This window comes from Acinetobacter sp. TSRC1-2 (genome assembly GCF_049895885.1).
In the GTDB taxonomy this organism is placed as follows: domain Bacteria; phylum Pseudomonadota; class Gammaproteobacteria; order Pseudomonadales; family Moraxellaceae; genus Acinetobacter.
Genome location: NZ_JAFCTF010000001.1, coordinates 381,045 through 397,634, shown reverse-complemented (window position 1 = coordinate 397,634; position 16,590 = coordinate 381,045). Strand labels below are relative to the sequence as shown.

Below are 16,590 nucleotides of genomic sequence, written 5' to 3'. Positions count from 1 at the left end.
AGTTACAGCATCGACGCAATAAATTTGCTACTATAGCGGTTTTTCAGCCCAATAAGATTGCACATTTATGAGCAGCACTCCTGATACCCGCCTCATTTGGATTGACCTTGAAATGACAGGTCTGGATACAGATAACGACCAAATTATTGAAGTTGCGACTATTGTGACAGACGATAACCTCAATATTTTGGCGGAAGGTCCTGTGCTTGCTATTCACCAACCCGATCGCGTACTTAATGCGATGGATGAATGGAATACCCGTCAACACGGACAATCGGGTCTGATTGAGCGTGTACGCCGTAGTAAATTGACGGCGCAAGATGCTGAACAACAAACTTTGGAATTCTTAAAAAAATGGGTCACTCCGAAATCATCCCCGATGTGTGGGAATTCCATTTGCCAGGACCGCCGTTTCTTGCACCGTTTAATGCCAGAAATGGAGCAGTTCTTCCATTACCGTAATTTGGACGTATCTTCAGTGAAAGAGTTGGCGAAACGCTGGCGTCCAGAAATTATGAGTGGCTTGAAAAAGAATGCCTCACATTTAGCCATGGATGATATTCGTGATTCGATTGTGGAACTCAAATATTATCGTGAGTATTTCTTTATTACCAATAAGTAAAGACAGACTGATTTATTAAAATTGAAAAAAGAGGCGCAAGCCTCTTTTTTTATAACTAAAAAATTCTTTCTTTATTTTATGAGTAATTTTATGCGGTGAATAATGCTAAAGATATAGATTATCGAATACAGACAAAATTTGATAAAATGCGCCGGTGTTTTTTAGATACCCGATGAAGAATGACTGATCTTCCTGAAGATGATGAATATGAACGCCGCTTTGCAGGTGTGGAAAAAATTTATGGAGATGAAGCTTTTCGTCAGTATGAACGTAGCCATGTGATGGTAATTGGGATTGGCGGTGTCGGTTCTTGGGCAGTTGAAGCGCTAGCACGTACCGGCATTGCTGAACTTACTCTAATTGATATGGATGTGGTTGCGGCATCTAATATTAACCGTCAGTTACCTGCCATGAGTTCGACTTTAGGACGTGAAAAAATTGAAGTGATGGCTGAGCGTTGTCATTCGATTAACCCGCGGATCAAAATTAATTTGGTGGATGATTATTTAACGCCTGACAATGTCAAAGAACTGTTAGAAAAAAAACCTGATGTGGTGCTAGATTGTATTGATGATGTCAAAGCCAAATTGGCCTTAATGCTACATTGCAGATTCAATAAAATTCCGTTAATTGTGTCTGGCGGGGCAGGCGGTAAGCTTGATCCACTCAAAATTCGTGTTGCAGATTTATCTAAAACTGAACAAGACCCGATGTTGGCAAAATTACGCAGTCAGTTGCGTGCCAAAGGGATTTGTAAAAAGCCCAAAGAGAAATTTGGCATTACCTGTGTCTATTCTATTGATAATCCGTTCTCGAGTGCTGATGTTTGTCCAAGTGCTGGCTTACGTTGTGGCGGTTATGGGTCAGCCGTCGTAGTCACTTCAAGTTTTGCCATGATTGCAGTTTCAGAAGTTTTAAAAAGACTGGCAGTGAAAAAAATGAAAACTGCGGCAGTTAAATTGTGATGTAAATCCGAGTCTGTTGATGCTGAACCTGAGCATTAAATATGTTTAGAGACTCTTGTTAAACTTCAGCAGACATTACTGTCATTCATAAAAAATAAAACAATTGAGTAGGCTACATTGAATTAAATTAAAAATAGTTCAGGCATTGGACTGCCTGTAAAAATTTATAGCGATTTGGTCTTTAAAAAAAATTTAAAGAATAATGGTCACTCTATTTACTTAACTCTTTTTATAAGCAAATTATTTTTCGTTGTTTCTTATGACCTTTAAGCCAATCTTTTATTATTCAAATGTATAAGTTAAGTAAGATGAGATATTCAAAGCGAAAAATATCACTACTCTAGAAAACAGGCGAATACACAATTAAATAATTTCTTATTTCTAAAGTTTAGCTTCAGGAGAAGAGTAATGACGGACAATCATAATCGCGAAAAATTATGGGAACTCATCAAGGAAGTACGGTATGCCATGATCAGTCATACAACTGACACACAGGAATTACATTCACAACCCATGACCATGCTGAATTCTGATAAAACTGAGCAGATAAGTGAAAGTCATAATCTTTATTTTATCTTGAAAGATACCAATGATCTGGTCAATGCCGCCAATTCTGGGCGTCATCAGATTGGATTATCATTTGCGAAACCTTCGGATGGTATTTATGTTTCGATTAGCGCCCATGCACATATCAGCACCGATCCAGCTTTGATTGATCTACTCTGGAATCCGTGGGCTGAAAACTGGTTTTCAGGAAAAGATGATCCGAGCGTGCGCGTCTTGGTCGCTGAAGCGGTGAGTGCAGAATATTGGAACGTGACCGACAATAAAGTGACTCAGCTATTTAAACTCCTTAAAGGCAGCGTTACCGGTCATGCTGGCGAAGTAGATTCGGATCATAAAAAGCTGGATTTATAATCTGCCAATATTTAGGGCTGAAAATATAGGCTAAGTGTTTAGACTGAGTATAAATTTGCACTTCAAATGCTAATCTAATTATCTTTAAAGCGATTAGTAACAAGAGCTTAAGAAGAACACGTATAGAGGAAAGTACGTGTTCTTCTTTTTATATCCCTTGACCTGAATTTTTTAGCATCTTCATAAAAATTAAAGTCCAAAATAATAAGCCAAGAGACAAATCACAATAGTTAACAAAATCAGTTTAATCACACCCGATGCACCGACTTTATGAGGCGTATGGGCTTTATGGGTTTTTAAATGGGGTGATGTAAGTGGCGTTGTAGGAGCACCATCTAAGGGATTGGCAATTTCTACTTTGGTCAGTTTTGCAGACTGATAATGATTGGCGACTTTAACAATAAATTTTGTCATTAAGTCATCCAGCTTTTGCGAAAAGTGACGCAGATTAAGCTGTTCTTCAGGTGTCAGTTCACTGCCGTCAGCATGATACGGGTGTTGCTGTTGGTGTTTAACATAGGTCGATAGTGCTTCTAAACGATGTAATGTGGTATGAGCATAATCCGCCTGATATTCACTTGGAAGTAAAGGCAGATATTTACTCTCCAACAAAGGCGAGCCATCAGCGTTTTCCGTCGCAGTTTGAGTCATCCCATAATAAGGAAAATCCCGGTTTGCCGGTTCACTCATGCCTTGTGCAAACTTGCTATCGAATAATTCGTTATCGGTATAGGTTTGAATATCATCCCAACTTGGTTGTTGTAAATCGGCCTCTAGGCGTTTTGAAAGTTTAGGATTCAGCCCGAAACGCCAAAATGTTTCCTGACGGCATTGTTCTTGTTGGGGTTTAGGGGCTTCATAGTCATTGTCAGCGCTATACCATTCGGGTAGTTCTTTACCAAAAATCCATGCGGTTTTTTTATGATGTTCATGACTAACAATAAAATGTGGAATGGCTAAAAGCTCTACATTGGCATTTGGGTTTTTTTCGTCCACCAAAAGACTTGAACTATGCAAGCTAATACGGTGACAGCCTTGTTTTTTCAGACCTTCAAGCCAGATTTGAAAATGTTGCGCAAGTAAATGTTGTGATATGAGATCACGGAAACGCAAGTTATGCTGGTTAAAAATGGAATGCTGTACCCAGTGATTAAAGCTTAAATTCTGGTTGAGATACTCATTACCATAGGTGACCAAGGTCAATTGTTGTTTCCAGATCGGATCGAGTGCCATTTTTTATTGATCTCACGAATAATGCCTTTATCTTATACTTTTTATAAATCTGGATGCCAATCTAATTTTCCTCTATACGGAACTTCATCAATACGTTCAAAAACTGTTAGAATATGGGGTTTTATTATATTTTTAAATTGTTGCTTTGAGAGTTACTATGTCACTGGAAGCCCTGACCACTGAAGCGCTCGCTGCGATTGCAGCAGCTCAAGACCTTGCTACACTCGATCAAGTACGAGTGCAATTTACAGGGAAGAAAAGCCAGCTCGCGGAACAATCGAAGGCACTGGGTAAAATGGACCCTGAAGAACGTAAAGTTTTTGGGGCGAAAATTCACGCTGTACGTGAAGCCATTACTGGTGCATTAACGACACGCCAGGCGGAATTACAAAAAGCTGCATTAGAACAAAAACTTGCTAGCGAAATGATCGATATTACCTTGCCAGGTCGTGGTCAAAGCGTGGGGAGTATCCACCCTGTGACTCAAGTGCAAGAACGTATTTGCCAGTTCTTTACCAAAGCAGGTTTTACGGTTGCGACAGGTCCTGAAGTTGAAGATGATTATCACAACTTTGAAGCATTGAATATTCCAGGTCATCACCCTGCACGTGCCATGCATGACACCTTCTATTTTGATGTAAATCATTTATTGCGTACGCATACTTCTGGTGTGCAAATCCGTACCATGGAAACGCAACAGCCCCCAATTCGTATTGTCTGCCCGGGCCGTGTATACCGTTGTGACTCGGATCAAACCCATTCGCCAATGTTCCATCAAATTGAAGGCTTATACATTGCGGAAAATACCAGTTTTGCGGAACTGAAAGGTTTATTGATTAACCTGTTGAACGAATTCTTTGAAAAAGACTTAACTGTTCGTTTCCGTCCATCTTACTTTCCGTTTACTGAGCCAAGTGCGGAAGTGGACATTATGGATGAACGTGGTCGTTGGTTAGAAGTTTTGGGTTGCGGTATGGTGCATCCGAATGTGCTTCAAGCAGCGGGCATCGATCCTGAAAAGTATAAAGGTTTTGCTTTTGGTCTAGGGGTAGAACGTTTTGCAATGCTTCGCTACGGTGTGAATGACTTGCGTATGTTCTTCCAAAATGATGTGCGTTTCTTACGCCAATTTGCTTAAACGAATTTATTAACCTCTCTTGCGAAGCAGTGCTTCTCATCTCCTTTAAAAAAGGAGAAGGCTCCGCGAAATGATTGGAGTTAGAGAGGGATTCAAGAAATTAGATTTATAGGTTTTTATAGAAATGAAAATTAGCGAAAATTGGTTACGCACATGGGTAAACCCAGCCATTGATAGTGAAAAACTATCTGACCAACTCACCATGCTTGGTCTAGAAGTTGATGAGTTGGCACCAGCAGCAAAACCATTTACAGGTGTGGTGGTAGGTGAGGTTCTAACTGTAGAACAACATCCCGATGCAGATCGTTTGCGTGTAACTACTGTGAATATTGGTTCAGGTGAGCCTTTACAGATTGTATGCGGTGCGCCAAATGTACGCGCAGGTATGAAAGCTCCAGTTGCAACGGTTGGTGCCGTATTGCCGGGTGATTTCAAAATCAAGAAAGGCAAGCTTCGTGGTATTGAATCACAAGGTATGCTGTGTGGTGCTTCTGAAATTGACCTTGAGGATAAAATTGATGGTCTTCTAGAGCTTCCTGCGGATGCGCCTGTAGGTGTAAATGTACGTGAATACCTAAACCTGGATGATCACGTAATTGATATCAGCATCACCCCAAACCGAGGTGACTGCTTCAGTATCCGTGGTATTGCACGCGAAATTGGTGTGATTAACCAACTTCCTTTGACTGCACCTGAGATTGTTGAAGTTGCTACAACTATTGCTGATGAGAAAAAAGTTGTTGTTTCAACTGAAGGTTGTCCACGCTATTTGGGTCGTGTAATCAAAAACGTTAACACCAAAGCACCAACCCCTGAATGGATGGAGCGTGCACTTGCTCGTTCTGGTATCCGTCAACACAGCATTTTGGTCGATATTACCAACTACGTCTTAATTGAACTGGGTCAGCCGCTACATGCATTTGATGGTGGCAAGGTTCAAGGTGCAGTACATGTGCGTCAGGCCACTGATCAAGAGAAACTGGTTCTGTTAAATGAACAAGAAGTTGAATTGACTGAAGATATGATGGTGATTGCCGATGATGAAAAAGCATTGGCGATTGCCGGCATTATGGGTGGCCTGTCTTCATCAGTGACTGATGCTACCACGGAAATTTTCCTAGAATCAGCATTCTTTGCACCATTACATATTGCCGGTCGTGCACGTCGTTATGGATTACATACCGATGCATCGCAGCGTTATGAACGCGGCGTAGACTTTGAATTGCCAAGTATTGCCATGAACCGTGCATCACAGCTTATTGCTGAATTGGCGGGTGGCAAGTTTGGTCCAATTACGGTTGCAGAACAAACCGAATTTTTACCAATACGTGACGCGATTGAATTGAACCAAGCTCAAGTGGATCAATTACTAGGTTATAAAGTTGAAAGTGACTTTATTACGGATGCACTACAACGTCTCGGTTGTATCGTGACGGTTAAAGCACAAGGTGAGTGGACTGTTGTTCCACCTTCACATCGCTATGACATGGCCATTTATCAAGACCTGATTGAAGAAGTTGCCCGTATTCACGGTTATGACAACATTCAAATCAGCTTGCCTGTGATCGATGTCAAACTTGCAAAATATCAAGATCAGTTTGAATTGCCTCAACTTCGTCAAACCTTGGTGACTTTAGGTTATCAAGAAGCAATCAGCTTTAGCTTTGCCGATGCTAAACTTGAAAAGCAGTTGAATCCAAACGTTAATCCATTGATGTTGGCAAATCCGATCTCAAGTGACCTGGCTGCGATGCGTTCGACTTTGTTATCAAGTTTGATTCCATGTGTGCAGTACAATATTAACCGTCAACAAAGCCGCGTACGTTTCTTTGAGCTGGGTTTACGCTTTGATTATCAAGACGCAAAAAGCATTCATGATCTGAAGCAAATCCCGACTTTGGCGTTAGTTGCTGTGGGTGCGAAAACCGCTGAATCTTGGCATGCTAAAGCACAGCCGATGGATTTCTTTGACCTTAAAGGTGAAGTTGAGGAAATTTTCGCTGCTGGACGTGTGAAAGTTGAATATGTACGTTCAGAACGAGTATGGTTGCATCCGGGTCAATCTGCTGAAATTTTAGTAGATGGAAAATCAGTAGGTTATCTCGGTCGTCTACATCCATCTTTAGAAGATGAGCTCGATTTGGGCATCACTTGGGTGGCAGAACTCGATCAACAGGCTGTTTTGCAAACTTATGTATCTAATTTTACAGAATTATCACGATTTCCATCGGTTAGACGTGATATTGCGCTTTTAATTAGTGATAAGATTAATGTTAGTGAAATTCAGCAACTTATCGAAAAAACGGGCGGAGAGTTATTAGGCTCGACTTGGTTGTTCGATGTGTACACTGGACAAGGGGTCGAAGAGGGTAAACGCTCATTAGCATTTGCACTTTTATGGCAACATTCATCACGTACACTTGAAGATGCTGAAATTAAATCGGGTATGGATCAAATAATCGAAGTGTTGCAAAACACTTATCAGGCGACATTGAGGGCTTCATGACAGCATTAACAAAAGCAGAAATGGCTGATCATTTAAGTGAGCTCACGAGTTTAAACCGTCGTGAAGCAAAACAAATGGTTGAGTTGTTCTTCGATGAGATTAGCCAAGCGCTAATCTCAGGCGAGCAGGTAAAACTTTCAGGTTTCGGTAACTTTGAGTTGCGTGACAAACGTCAACGTCCAGGTCGAAACCCGAAAACGGGTGAAGAAATTCCAATTTCTGCACGCCGTGTAGTCACATTCCGTGCAGGGCAGAAATTCCGCCAGCGCGTAGGAAATGAGCAGATCGATTGATCTGCTTTTTTTATTTTAAATTTACGTTTCCCTCACTTGAGTAAGGGTAAAGTGAACCATGGCAGGAAGTAATATTTTATTTGAAAATAAGATTGGATAATTTTTATTATATTGATTTTTATTTTTGCCATAAAAAAAGAGAGCCGAGGGCTCTCTTTTTTACTTAATAATCGTAAAGATTATTGAGCTTTAGCAGCAGAAGCAGAAGCAGTAGCGTCAGCAGCAGCGTCAACAGCTACAGAAGCAGCGTCAGCAGCTTGAGAAGCAGCAGCATCAGCAGCAGGAGCAGCTTCAACAGTAGCAGCAGAAGCAGCAGCTTCAGCTTCAGATGCAGCTTCTACAGCTTCAGATGCAGCAGAGTTAGCGTCAGCAGCAGCGTCTTCAGTTTTTTTAGCACAACCAACGAAAGCTAAAGTAGTAGCAACTGCAGCAGCAATAGCGATTTTTTTGAATAACATGGCATCACTCTCTAAAATATGAGATAAAAAAAAACCTATGTTAGCCTGTTGAGTGCTTTTATTCTTCCTAATATTTGTTAGGCAGTAACAATGCAAAGGCAGTCTAACTGGTCTGCAAATATGCTATCACTGCGCATTTTGAATTACTACTAGGGCAGAGCCAAAAAATGCAAAAAATGATGAAAAATGAGCGATTTATTAACAGAAAATAACAATCAAGTGTAGGGTTTATATTGGATAAGTACTAAATAACTTGCTAAAAAATATCGTTTTTTTATATCGATTATTTTAATAATCAGAAGCTTGCATAAAAGTTTACAAAAAAAATGGCTAATTGTAGCTTTATGTAAGTAAAGTCAACCAAATAAAAAGGCTATCGTTATAGATAGCCTTTTAAATGAAATAAAGGTAATACGTATTAATTAGCTGCTTTACGTTTCATTTGATCAAAGAAATCATCATTGGTTTTGGTTTCTTTCATGCGATCAAGCAAGAATTCCATTGATGCCAATTCATCTTGGGTGTGAAGCAATTTGCGTAAAATCCAAACCTTACGTAAGTTATCTTCAGACATCAAGCGTTCTTCACGACGTGTACCCGATTTTTTGATGTTCATCGCAGGGAATACGCGTTTTTCAGCAATACGGCGATCAAGCGTAATTTCTTGGTTACCTGTACCTTTGAATTCTTCGTAAATGACTTCATCCATCTTGCTGCCTGTTTCAATTAAAGCAGTAGAAATGATCGTTAATGAGCCTCCTTCTTCGATATTACGTGCTGCACCGAAGAAGCGTTTTGGACGTTCCAGTGCATGTGCATCCAAACCACCCGTAAGTACCTTACCTGAAGATGGAATCACTGTGTTGTAGGCACGCGCTAAACGAGTGATCGAGTCAAGCAAAATCACTACATCTTTCTTGTGTTCAACCAAGCGTTTTGCTCTTTCAATCACCATTTCTGCAACTTGAACGTGACGAGCGGGTGCTTCATCAAATGTTGATGCGACCACTTCACCACGTACTGTACGTTCCATTTCTGTTACCTCTTCTGGACGTTCATCAATGAGAAGAACAATCAAGAAGACTTCAGGGTTATTACGAACAATGGATTGAGCAATGTTTTGTAGCAACATGGTTTTACCGGCTTTTGGCGGTGCCACAATAATAGAACGTTGACCTTTACCAATCGGTGCCACCAAGTCAACCACACGTGCAGTCAAATCTTCAGTTGTACCGTTACCCAACTCCATAATCAATTGTTCGGTTGGGAACAATGGGGTTAGGTTTTCAAATAAGATTTTGTTTCTTGAGTTTTCAGGCGTGTCATAGTTAATTTGATTTACTTTTAATAAAGCAAAATAACGTTCGCCTTCTTTAGGCGGGCGAATTGTACCTGTAATGGTATCGCCCGTGCGTAAGTTAAAGCGACGAATTTGAGAGGGACTGATATAAATATCGTCAGGGCCTGCAAGATAAGAACCAGCTGCAGAGCGTAGGAAACCAAAACCATCAGATAGAATTTCTAGAACACCATCACCAAAAATCTCTTCACCATTCATTGCATGGCGCTTTAAAATGGCAAAAATGATGTCTTGCTTACGGTTACGTGCCATTCCTTCAAGGCCCATAAACTCCGCAATCTTGATGAGTTCGCCAATCGGTTTTTTCTTGAGTTCAGTTAAATTCATAGGGGGTCAGATAGGATCAAAATTCTGGAATACAGATGAGGAAAGGGAGCAACATTCAGCCGCTTGCACGCAATAAAAGTAACGTAATTGTATTTGCACAATAACAATTCAGAGGTCTGATTCATTGTTTCGAAGAAAAAAGTGTAAAAACAATTTCTGTTGCCGAGCGGCGATCTTATGTGTTGTGTCTTGTAAGAAAATTGCGGATTGAAAATCCTTTATTCCTTGAACATGCAATATAAGAGAGAATACAGCTTTTGTCAATTTATAGACAAAAAAAAATACGCTATCCAAAAATAGCGTATTGCATCAACTTGTACTGTTTTTGAATTAGATGTTTTCTTCAATAAATGCAGTCAATTTAGATTTTGGTGCTGCGCCGACTTGTTGCGCGACTACTTCACCATTTTTGAACATTAATAGGGCAGGAATGTTACGGATGTTATAATTTACGGCAGTTGCTTCACAAGCAGTTACGTCAACTTTAACAACCTTAACTTTACCTTCGAATTCTGTAGAGAGTACTTCTAATACAGGTGCAATGGCTTTACATGGCGCACACCAGCCTGCCCAGAAATCGACAAGTACAGGAACGTCAGATTGTAAAACGTCAGCTTCGAAGTTTGCATCAGTTGTGTTTACGATATTGCCAGACATGGATATGCTCCAAATAAAATTTTAAGATAGTTTTATAACTATAAGTATTACATAGCCTCGTTTAACTATGTAGTGCGATCTGTAAATTTTCAGTCATTATGTTGAGTTTGTCTAATTGATGCTCACGATATTGATGATCGTGTCATGCAATTGCGGCATCACTTAAAAAAATAAAAAACTCATCTATTTGCCTTGATAAATGGCTTTTAAATTAGAGGTAGGTGAATTACTCTAAGCATAATTCTTATAGGTTCGTTGAATAATGTCGGATTTTTTGATTGATGAAGAGTTACTTGCTGCCATCGATATGGGGTCGAACAGTTTTCATCTTGCTATTGCACGTGTAGATCATGGCGAAGTGAAGAAAGTGGCTTCAATGTCAGAAAAAGTGCAATTGGCTGCAGGTCTGGATGAAAATAAAAACTTGACTGAAGCCGCACAGCAACGGGGATTAGCCTGTTTGGCACGCTTTGTCGGCCGTTTAAGTTCAGTACAAGCAAACCGGATGCGAATTGTAGCCACCAATGCTTTGCGTCAGGCCAAGAATGGTCATGAATTTATTCAAAAAGCTGCTGAAATTCTCCCTAAACCGATTGAAATTATTGCCGGTCGTGAAGAAGCACGTCTGATTTATTTGGGTGTCTCGCATACCATGGCCAATAGTGGCCGTCGTCTGGTGATTGACATTGGTGGGGGTTCTACTGAGCTGATTATTGGTGAAGAATTTGAGCCCATCCATACCGAATCTTTACAAATGGGCTGCGTCGCCTTTACCAAAGCTTATTTTAGCGATGGTGAGATTAATCAGAAAAATTTTGATAAAGCCGTGGTGGCTGCGCGTAAAGAACTTTCAGGTATTGCCAACACCTATAAAACAGCGGGTTGGGATACAGTGGTCGGTTCAAGCGGCACCATTAAAGCCTGTCGTCAAATTACCGTAAATATGGGCTGGAGTGATGCACAAGAAAACTTGACTCGTGAAGGTTTAGAAAAGCTCAAAGAAAAATTACTCAAATTTAAGCACATTTCAGAAGTTGATTTTGATGGTTTAAAAGAAGACCGCCGAGCAGTTTTGCCAGCAGGGGTTGCCATTTTATATGCTGTGTTCGATGTGCTTGAGTTGAACAAGTTGGTGTATTCCGATGGCGCATTACGTGAAGGGGTGATGTATGACTTGCTCGGGCGTTTCCAGCATGAAGATATCCGCGACCGAAGTGTACAAGCTTTGATGGGACGTTATAATGCAGATCCTAAACAGGCTGAACGTGTAGTGGCAACTGCGCAGCATTTGTTTGAGGGTGTTGCTAAGTCGCTGAATTTAAACAGTGAAGATAGTGACCTGTTGCGTCGTGCTGCCTATTTACATGAAATTGGTTTGGCGATTAGTCATGGGGGTTATCATCGTCATGGGGCGTATCTACTACAACATTCAGACATTGCAGGCTTCTCTCAAATTGACCAAAATCATCTTTCACATTTAGTTGCGCATCATCGTCGTAAGCTACGTAATGATGGCCGCATAGATGTAATGCGGGTGGGTGGTAGCAAATTAGTTTACTTAAGTCTATTGCTTCGTCTTGCAGTTTTACTTAATCATAGTCGTAGCGATGAGATGCTTCCTGCCATTGAATTAACTGTCGACAATGAGCAACAATGGCAACTAAGCGTTTCTGGCGATGCCAAACAATGGCCTTTGCTTGTAGCAGACTTGCATGATGAACAAGTGCAGTTTAAGCATTGGGATATTGAATTGAATATTCAGTCGGAACAATTTATCTATTAACAAGTTATTGGTTAACAAACTATTGTTAGTTTTGGGATAATGGTCGACCTATGAAAAATAAAGCTGCTAAATCTAAGGCATGGACAACGGTTCAAATTGCACGTCATCCGGAACGTCCGCAATTTTTGGATTATGTTGGTGAAATTTTCACTGAATTCGATGCTTTACATGGTGATCGGTTATTTGGTGATGATGGTGCAATGATCGGTGGTTTGGCACGTTTTAATGGTCAGGCTGTGATGATTGTGGGACAACATCGTGGTCGTAGCACGCGTGAAAAATTGCAACATAACTTTGGGATGAGTAATCCTGAAGGTTATCGCAAATCACAGCGCTTGCTGGATATGGCTGAACGTTTTAACCTGCCAGTCTTTACTTTTATCGACACCATGGGTGCATATCCGGGTGTAGGTGCAGAAGAACGCGGTCAGGCAGAAGCGATTGCCACCAGCCTTGCACAACTTTCAAGTTTGAAAGTTCCTGTGATTGCCACAGTATTGGGTGAAGGCGGTTCAGGTGGTGCGTTGGGTATTGGTGTAGCGGACCGTGTAGTGATGCTGTCGCACAGTATTTATTCAGTGATTTCACCTGAAGGTTGTGCATCCATTTTGTGGAAAACAGCAGAGAAAGCTGAACAAGCCAGTGAAGCATTGGCATTAACTGCTGAAAAACTAAAAAAAATGGGTATTGTTGAATATGTAGTGGATGAAGGTGAAGGCGCGCATTTGCAGCCTGAACAAGTCATGCAAGATCTTAAAGATGTGTTACAACAGGCTTTAGAAGAATTGCAATCGATGGATGCGAATGAGAGATGCGAAGCACGTTACCAGCGTTTAATGAAGTTTGGCAGCGACAATTTAGGTCTGGCGTCTTAAATCAAATCCAGTGCTTTACTCTCGATAGCACTTTTTTAATTGGATGTAGTGGCGGCATGGATTCCATGCTGCTGCTGCATTTAATGTCTTATTTATCTCCTGAAAAAATTCGTGCGATCTACATAGATCACCAATTGCAAAGTATGAGTGCAGATTGGGGACAGTTTGTGTCTGATCAATGTACTGCGCTGAATATTCCTTGTATTGTTGAACCCGTCGAGGTACAAGCAGGAAACTTGGAACATCAGGCACGTACTGCACGTTATCAAGCCTATTTAAAACATCTAAAACCGAATGAAATTTTAGTTCTGGCGCATCATCAGCAAGATCAGGCTGAAACCTTAATGTTGCGTTTGCTCTCAGGTGCAGGCGTGCATGGTTTGGCTGCAATGAAACAGGTCGATGTGCGTGAGCAATTCACCATTTGGCGACCATTGCTGGATATCTCGCGTGAGCAGATTTGCCAATGGGCTGTCCAACTGAATGTGCAAAATATTCAAGATCCCACCAATTTAGATACCCATTATGATCGCGCCTGGTGCCGTCATGAATTGTGGTCAGTCTTACAAAATCGCTATCCTAAAATGCAGCAGGCACTCAGTCGCACCAGCTATTTAATGCAAGATGCTGACGAAATTCTGCAACAAGTATTACAACAGGATTTAGCACTTTGCGGAACAGCGACTGAACTCGATTTAAAAAAACTGTCGCAACTCTCTACTGCCCGCCAAAGACAACTGTTATCTGCCTGGATGAAAGGGCAGGATATTTATCGCCCCAGTTTTGAAATGGTGGAACGCCTTTTGCATGAAGTGATTGCATCCAAATCAGATGCACAGGCAGCATTGCACTGGAACCAATATTATTATGTGCGTTATCAGCAAAAGCTTTATCGTTTAAGTCCAGAAGAATATCTGGCTGAAAAAAATGAAAGCCATATTTCCGAACAAACCGTCTGTCTGGAATTGGGTCAAAAAATTAATGTCCTTTCAGGAGAGTATCTGGCTGAAACTGCAAAAATAGGTTTGTCAGCATCATTACTGGCTAAAAAACTGAATTTGGTGATACGCAAAGGTGGTGAAAAAATTCATTTATATGGACGAGTGGGGGCTTGGCCGTTAAAAAAAGCCATTCAGGAAGCACAGATTTTTCCTTGGCAGCGTTATAGAATTCAAATATTAAGCATAGATAATGTTATGCTTGGTGTTTTTACACCGAAAGGGTTTTGGTTAGCTCAATCTGAATATTGTGAAGTCGGTGGTTGGCAACCAAATTTGATCTCTTAGTTAAAAAATTCTAATTCGAGTATGATTCATGAATGCAGCTTTAAATTGTAATATTTGTTTTATTGGTGGCGGCAATATGGCTCAAGCCTTAATTGGCGGGCTGATTTCGCGTGGTTTGCCACCAGCACGTATTACAGTTTCTGATCCGGTCGAAAAAGTACGTCTTTTATTAGAAGAAAAAGATGTGCATGTGACCGATGATAATATTGCTGCCATTCGTGATGCCGATATCGTCCTTTTTGCGGTAAAGCCACAGGTGTTGGCAAGCGTATTAAAACCACTCAAAGGTTTATTTGACGGTAAATTGGTGATGTCGATTGTTGCGGGGGCTGAAATTGCCACGATGGCAAATCTGTTGGACACTGATCGAATTGTTCGGGTCATGCCGAACACACCTGCTTTGGTACAAACAGGGGCACATGGTTTGTATGCGACTGATGCGGTGGATACAAAAGATCGTGAGCTTGCAAGCCAGGTTTTGGCTGCAACGGGTTTAACCCTTTGGGTGAATTCAGAAGCACAGATTGATGCAGTCACTGCAGTGTCTGGTTCAGGTCCAGCCTATTTCTTTTATATGATGGAAAGCATGATTCGTGCAGGGAAAAACTTAGGTCTAGATGAGAAAGTGGCGACAGCCCTGACTCTGCAAACGGCTTTAGGTGCTGCACAAATGGCGATCACCAGTGCAAATTCACCTGCAGAATTACGTAAAAATGTGACCTCTCCAAACGGTACAACTCAAGCTGCACTCGAAGTCTTTGATCGTGCACAAATCTCTCAAAATATTCAGGCCGCTTTGGCTGCAGCACAGAAGCGCAGTCAAGAACTTGCTCAAGAGCTAAGTGAAAGTAGCAAATAACCCGTTTTTATTTAGGAAAGTTCCAGTATGGGTGCAAACTCTGCGCTAATTTTTGGCATTATCATTAACGTAGCGATTTTGCTCGTATTCTTCCGTTTTCTCATGCAGTTGGCAGCGGTGAATGCTTATAATCCGGTGGTAATGTCTACAGTAAAAGCCACGAAAATCGTTGATGTCTTTGGTCGTATTTTTCCCACTGTCGCTAAAGGTCGTGTCAATTTAGCGGCTTTAGCTTTGGTGGTGATTTTATATTTACTCAAAATTTTTGGGGTAATGTATCTTTCCGGCGCCATGCCGAATAGTCCTGTGCATCTGGTGATTTTGACTTTTGTCACCATGATTCAGGACTTGATTCGTTTCTGCCGTTATTTAATTTTTGCGACGATTATTTTAAGTTGGGTAGTGATGTTTACCCAATCTCGCTCACCTTATATTGAAGTGATTCAGGAGTTGGCAGAACCTTTACTGGCTCCGTTCCGTCGTATTTTGCCGAACATGGGCATGATTGACTTATCGCCAATCATTGCATTTTTGACTTTGTATATTGCCGAAATCATTATGAATGAAGTCGCAATTGCGCTTTTGACTGGTTTATAAAATTGGCGAAATAAAAAAGGACTCAATGGAGTCCTTTTTTATTGAGAAAAAATATTTTCAAATCAGGATATTGGTAAATGAATAGCGAACTTGAACCCCAATTTATGCTTATTGATCATGAAGCTGACACATATGTGGCAACGACAAAAATCGCAAGAGAATCATTGGACATTTTTAAAGAAAACTTAGAAAAAATATCTGAGGGGGATTTTGCATGTGTCAAATTTTATATTCCAGAAAGCCGAGGTTCCGAAGAGGGTGCGAATATCTGGCTAATGACTCCATTTTTTGAAGATAACTTCTGTTTAGCACGTCCTTTTGAATTACCAGAAGAGTTTACATGGATTCAGATTGGACAGTGGTTGAAACTCAGTGAATCTGATCTTTTGGATTGGTACATTTTAAAGCAGAATGGAGAAATGATAGGAGGATATTCATTACGCCATCAGCGCTCAAAGCTTTCTGCAGAAAAGCAGGTAGAATTTGATCAGCGTGTAGGGGTAAGCAGATTTATTGATTTTTAATCATTTTTCTTTATGAAATGGAAATCACACTAGACTGAATTAAAAAGATTTCTTCATTACATATAGAGTATGTGCTGTAAAGGGAAAAGTTCTTCAGGTTGATTAAAGAACTTCTCCTTTGTGCACTGAAAGTATATTTTGAGGAGACTCATCGTCTATAAAGATAAAAAATGAATCTCCCCCTAACCC

16 protein-coding genes are annotated in these 16,590 nt (G+C 40.7%); 12 read left to right on the top strand and 4 right to left on the bottom strand.

Going from position 1 to position 16,590, the window contains the following annotated elements:
* Nucleotides 1-67: 67 nt before the first annotated feature.
* From orn to ACP69Y_RS01830, 3 genes are all read left to right on the top strand, one after another.
* A complete protein-coding gene (gene orn, locus ACP69Y_RS01840; RefSeq protein WP_425915640.1) occupies nucleotides 68-622 on the top strand; it encodes an oligoribonuclease in 555 nt (184 codons plus the stop codon).
* Nucleotides 623-801: 179 nt separating this feature from the next.
* Nucleotides 802-1,587: a tRNA threonylcarbamoyladenosine dehydratase gene (locus ACP69Y_RS01835; RefSeq protein WP_425915638.1), complete on the top strand. Its 786-nt coding sequence runs from the start codon at nucleotides 802-804 to the stop codon at nucleotides 1,585-1,587.
* A gap of 408 nt (nucleotides 1,588-1,995) precedes the next feature.
* Nucleotides 1,996-2,505, top strand: coding sequence for a pyridoxamine 5'-phosphate oxidase family protein (locus ACP69Y_RS01830; protein ID WP_425915636.1), 510 nt, complete (start codon nucleotides 1,996-1,998; stop codon nucleotides 2,503-2,505).
* 189 nt (nucleotides 2,506-2,694) lie between these two features.
* Here ACP69Y_RS01830 and ACP69Y_RS01825 read toward each other — a convergent pair whose 3' ends face one another.
* Nucleotides 2,695-3,738 carry a hypothetical protein gene (locus ACP69Y_RS01825; RefSeq protein ID WP_425915634.1) on the bottom strand — a complete coding sequence of 348 codons (1,044 nt, stop codon included), beginning with the start codon at nucleotides 3,736-3,738 and terminating at the stop codon, nucleotides 2,695-2,697.
* A gap of 157 nt (nucleotides 3,739-3,895) precedes the next feature.
* On the opposite strand from ACP69Y_RS01825, the gene pheS reads away from it, so the two are divergent.
* The 3 genes from pheS (at nucleotide 3,896) to ACP69Y_RS01810 (ending at nucleotide 7,675) form a co-directional block, all read left to right on the top strand.
* Nucleotides 3,896-4,876 carry a phenylalanine--tRNA ligase subunit alpha gene (gene pheS / locus ACP69Y_RS01820; RefSeq protein ID WP_086175782.1) on the top strand — a complete coding sequence of 327 codons (981 nt, stop codon included), beginning with the start codon at nucleotides 3,896-3,898 and terminating at the stop codon, nucleotides 4,874-4,876.
* A 124-nt stretch (nucleotides 4,877-5,000) separates the two neighbouring features.
* Nucleotides 5,001-7,382 (top strand): phenylalanine--tRNA ligase subunit beta, encoded by a 2,382-nt coding sequence (gene pheT, locus ACP69Y_RS01815; protein WP_425915631.1) that lies wholly within the window; start codon nucleotides 5,001-5,003, stop codon nucleotides 7,380-7,382.
* Nucleotides 7,379-7,675, top strand: coding sequence for an integration host factor subunit alpha (locus ACP69Y_RS01810; RefSeq protein ID WP_004649746.1), 297 nt, complete (start codon nucleotides 7,379-7,381; stop codon nucleotides 7,673-7,675). Before pheT ends, ACP69Y_RS01810 begins: the two co-directional genes overlap by 4 nt.
* 179 nt (nucleotides 7,676-7,854) lie before the next feature.
* Here ACP69Y_RS01810 and ACP69Y_RS01805 read toward each other — a convergent pair whose 3' ends face one another.
* The 3 genes from ACP69Y_RS01805 to trxA all read right to left on the bottom strand — a co-directional run bounded on the left by ACP69Y_RS01805 (nucleotide 7,855) and on the right by trxA (nucleotide 10,477).
* Nucleotides 7,855-8,133 carry a hypothetical protein gene (locus ACP69Y_RS01805; protein WP_425915629.1) on the bottom strand — a complete coding sequence of 93 codons (279 nt, stop codon included), beginning with the start codon at nucleotides 8,131-8,133 and terminating at the stop codon, nucleotides 7,855-7,857.
* 418 nt (nucleotides 8,134-8,551) lie between these two features.
* On the bottom strand, nucleotides 8,552-9,820 hold the full coding sequence (gene rho / locus ACP69Y_RS01800) for a transcription termination factor Rho (protein ID WP_425915627.1): 1,269 nt from the start codon (nucleotides 9,818-9,820) through the stop codon (nucleotides 8,552-8,554).
* A 330-nt stretch (nucleotides 9,821-10,150) separates the two neighbouring features.
* Entirely contained in the window at nucleotides 10,151-10,477 is a 327-nt protein-coding gene (gene trxA, locus ACP69Y_RS01795; RefSeq protein WP_086175779.1) for a thioredoxin, read from the bottom strand.
* Between the two features lie 262 nt (nucleotides 10,478-10,739).
* Here trxA and ppx point away from each other — a divergent pair, with 262 nt between their 5' ends.
* The 6 genes from ppx (at nucleotide 10,740) to ACP69Y_RS01765 (ending at nucleotide 16,401) form a co-directional block, all read left to right on the top strand.
* On the top strand, nucleotides 10,740-12,260 hold the full coding sequence (ppx, locus tag ACP69Y_RS01790; protein ID WP_425915624.1) for an exopolyphosphatase: 1,521 nt from the start codon (nucleotides 10,740-10,742) through the stop codon (nucleotides 12,258-12,260).
* Nucleotides 12,261-12,310: 50 nt separating this feature from the next.
* Nucleotides 12,311-13,135 (top strand): acetyl-CoA carboxylase carboxyltransferase subunit alpha, encoded by an 825-nt coding sequence (locus tag ACP69Y_RS01785; RefSeq protein WP_425915622.1) that lies wholly within the window; start codon nucleotides 12,311-12,313, stop codon nucleotides 13,133-13,135.
* Nucleotides 13,072-14,421: a tRNA lysidine(34) synthetase TilS gene (gene tilS / locus ACP69Y_RS01780; RefSeq protein ID WP_425915620.1), complete on the top strand. Its 1,350-nt coding sequence runs from the start codon at nucleotides 13,072-13,074 to the stop codon at nucleotides 14,419-14,421. The genes ACP69Y_RS01785 and tilS overlap by 64 nt, the downstream gene beginning before the upstream one ends.
* A 28-nt stretch (nucleotides 14,422-14,449) precedes the next feature.
* The gene (gene proC, locus ACP69Y_RS01775; RefSeq protein WP_425915618.1) at nucleotides 14,450-15,280 is read left to right on the top strand and encodes a pyrroline-5-carboxylate reductase; all 831 of its coding nucleotides are present in this window, start codon (nucleotides 14,450-14,452) and stop codon (nucleotides 15,278-15,280) included.
* A 27-nt stretch (nucleotides 15,281-15,307) separates the two neighbouring features.
* Nucleotides 15,308-15,877, top strand: coding sequence for a YggT family protein (locus tag ACP69Y_RS01770; RefSeq protein WP_425915616.1), 570 nt, complete (start codon nucleotides 15,308-15,310; stop codon nucleotides 15,875-15,877).
* 77 nt (nucleotides 15,878-15,954) lie between these two features.
* Nucleotides 15,955-16,401 (top strand): DUF2314 domain-containing protein, encoded by a 447-nt coding sequence (locus tag ACP69Y_RS01765; RefSeq protein ID WP_425915614.1) that lies wholly within the window; start codon nucleotides 15,955-15,957, stop codon nucleotides 16,399-16,401.
* Nucleotides 16,402-16,590 lie beyond the last annotated feature (189 nt).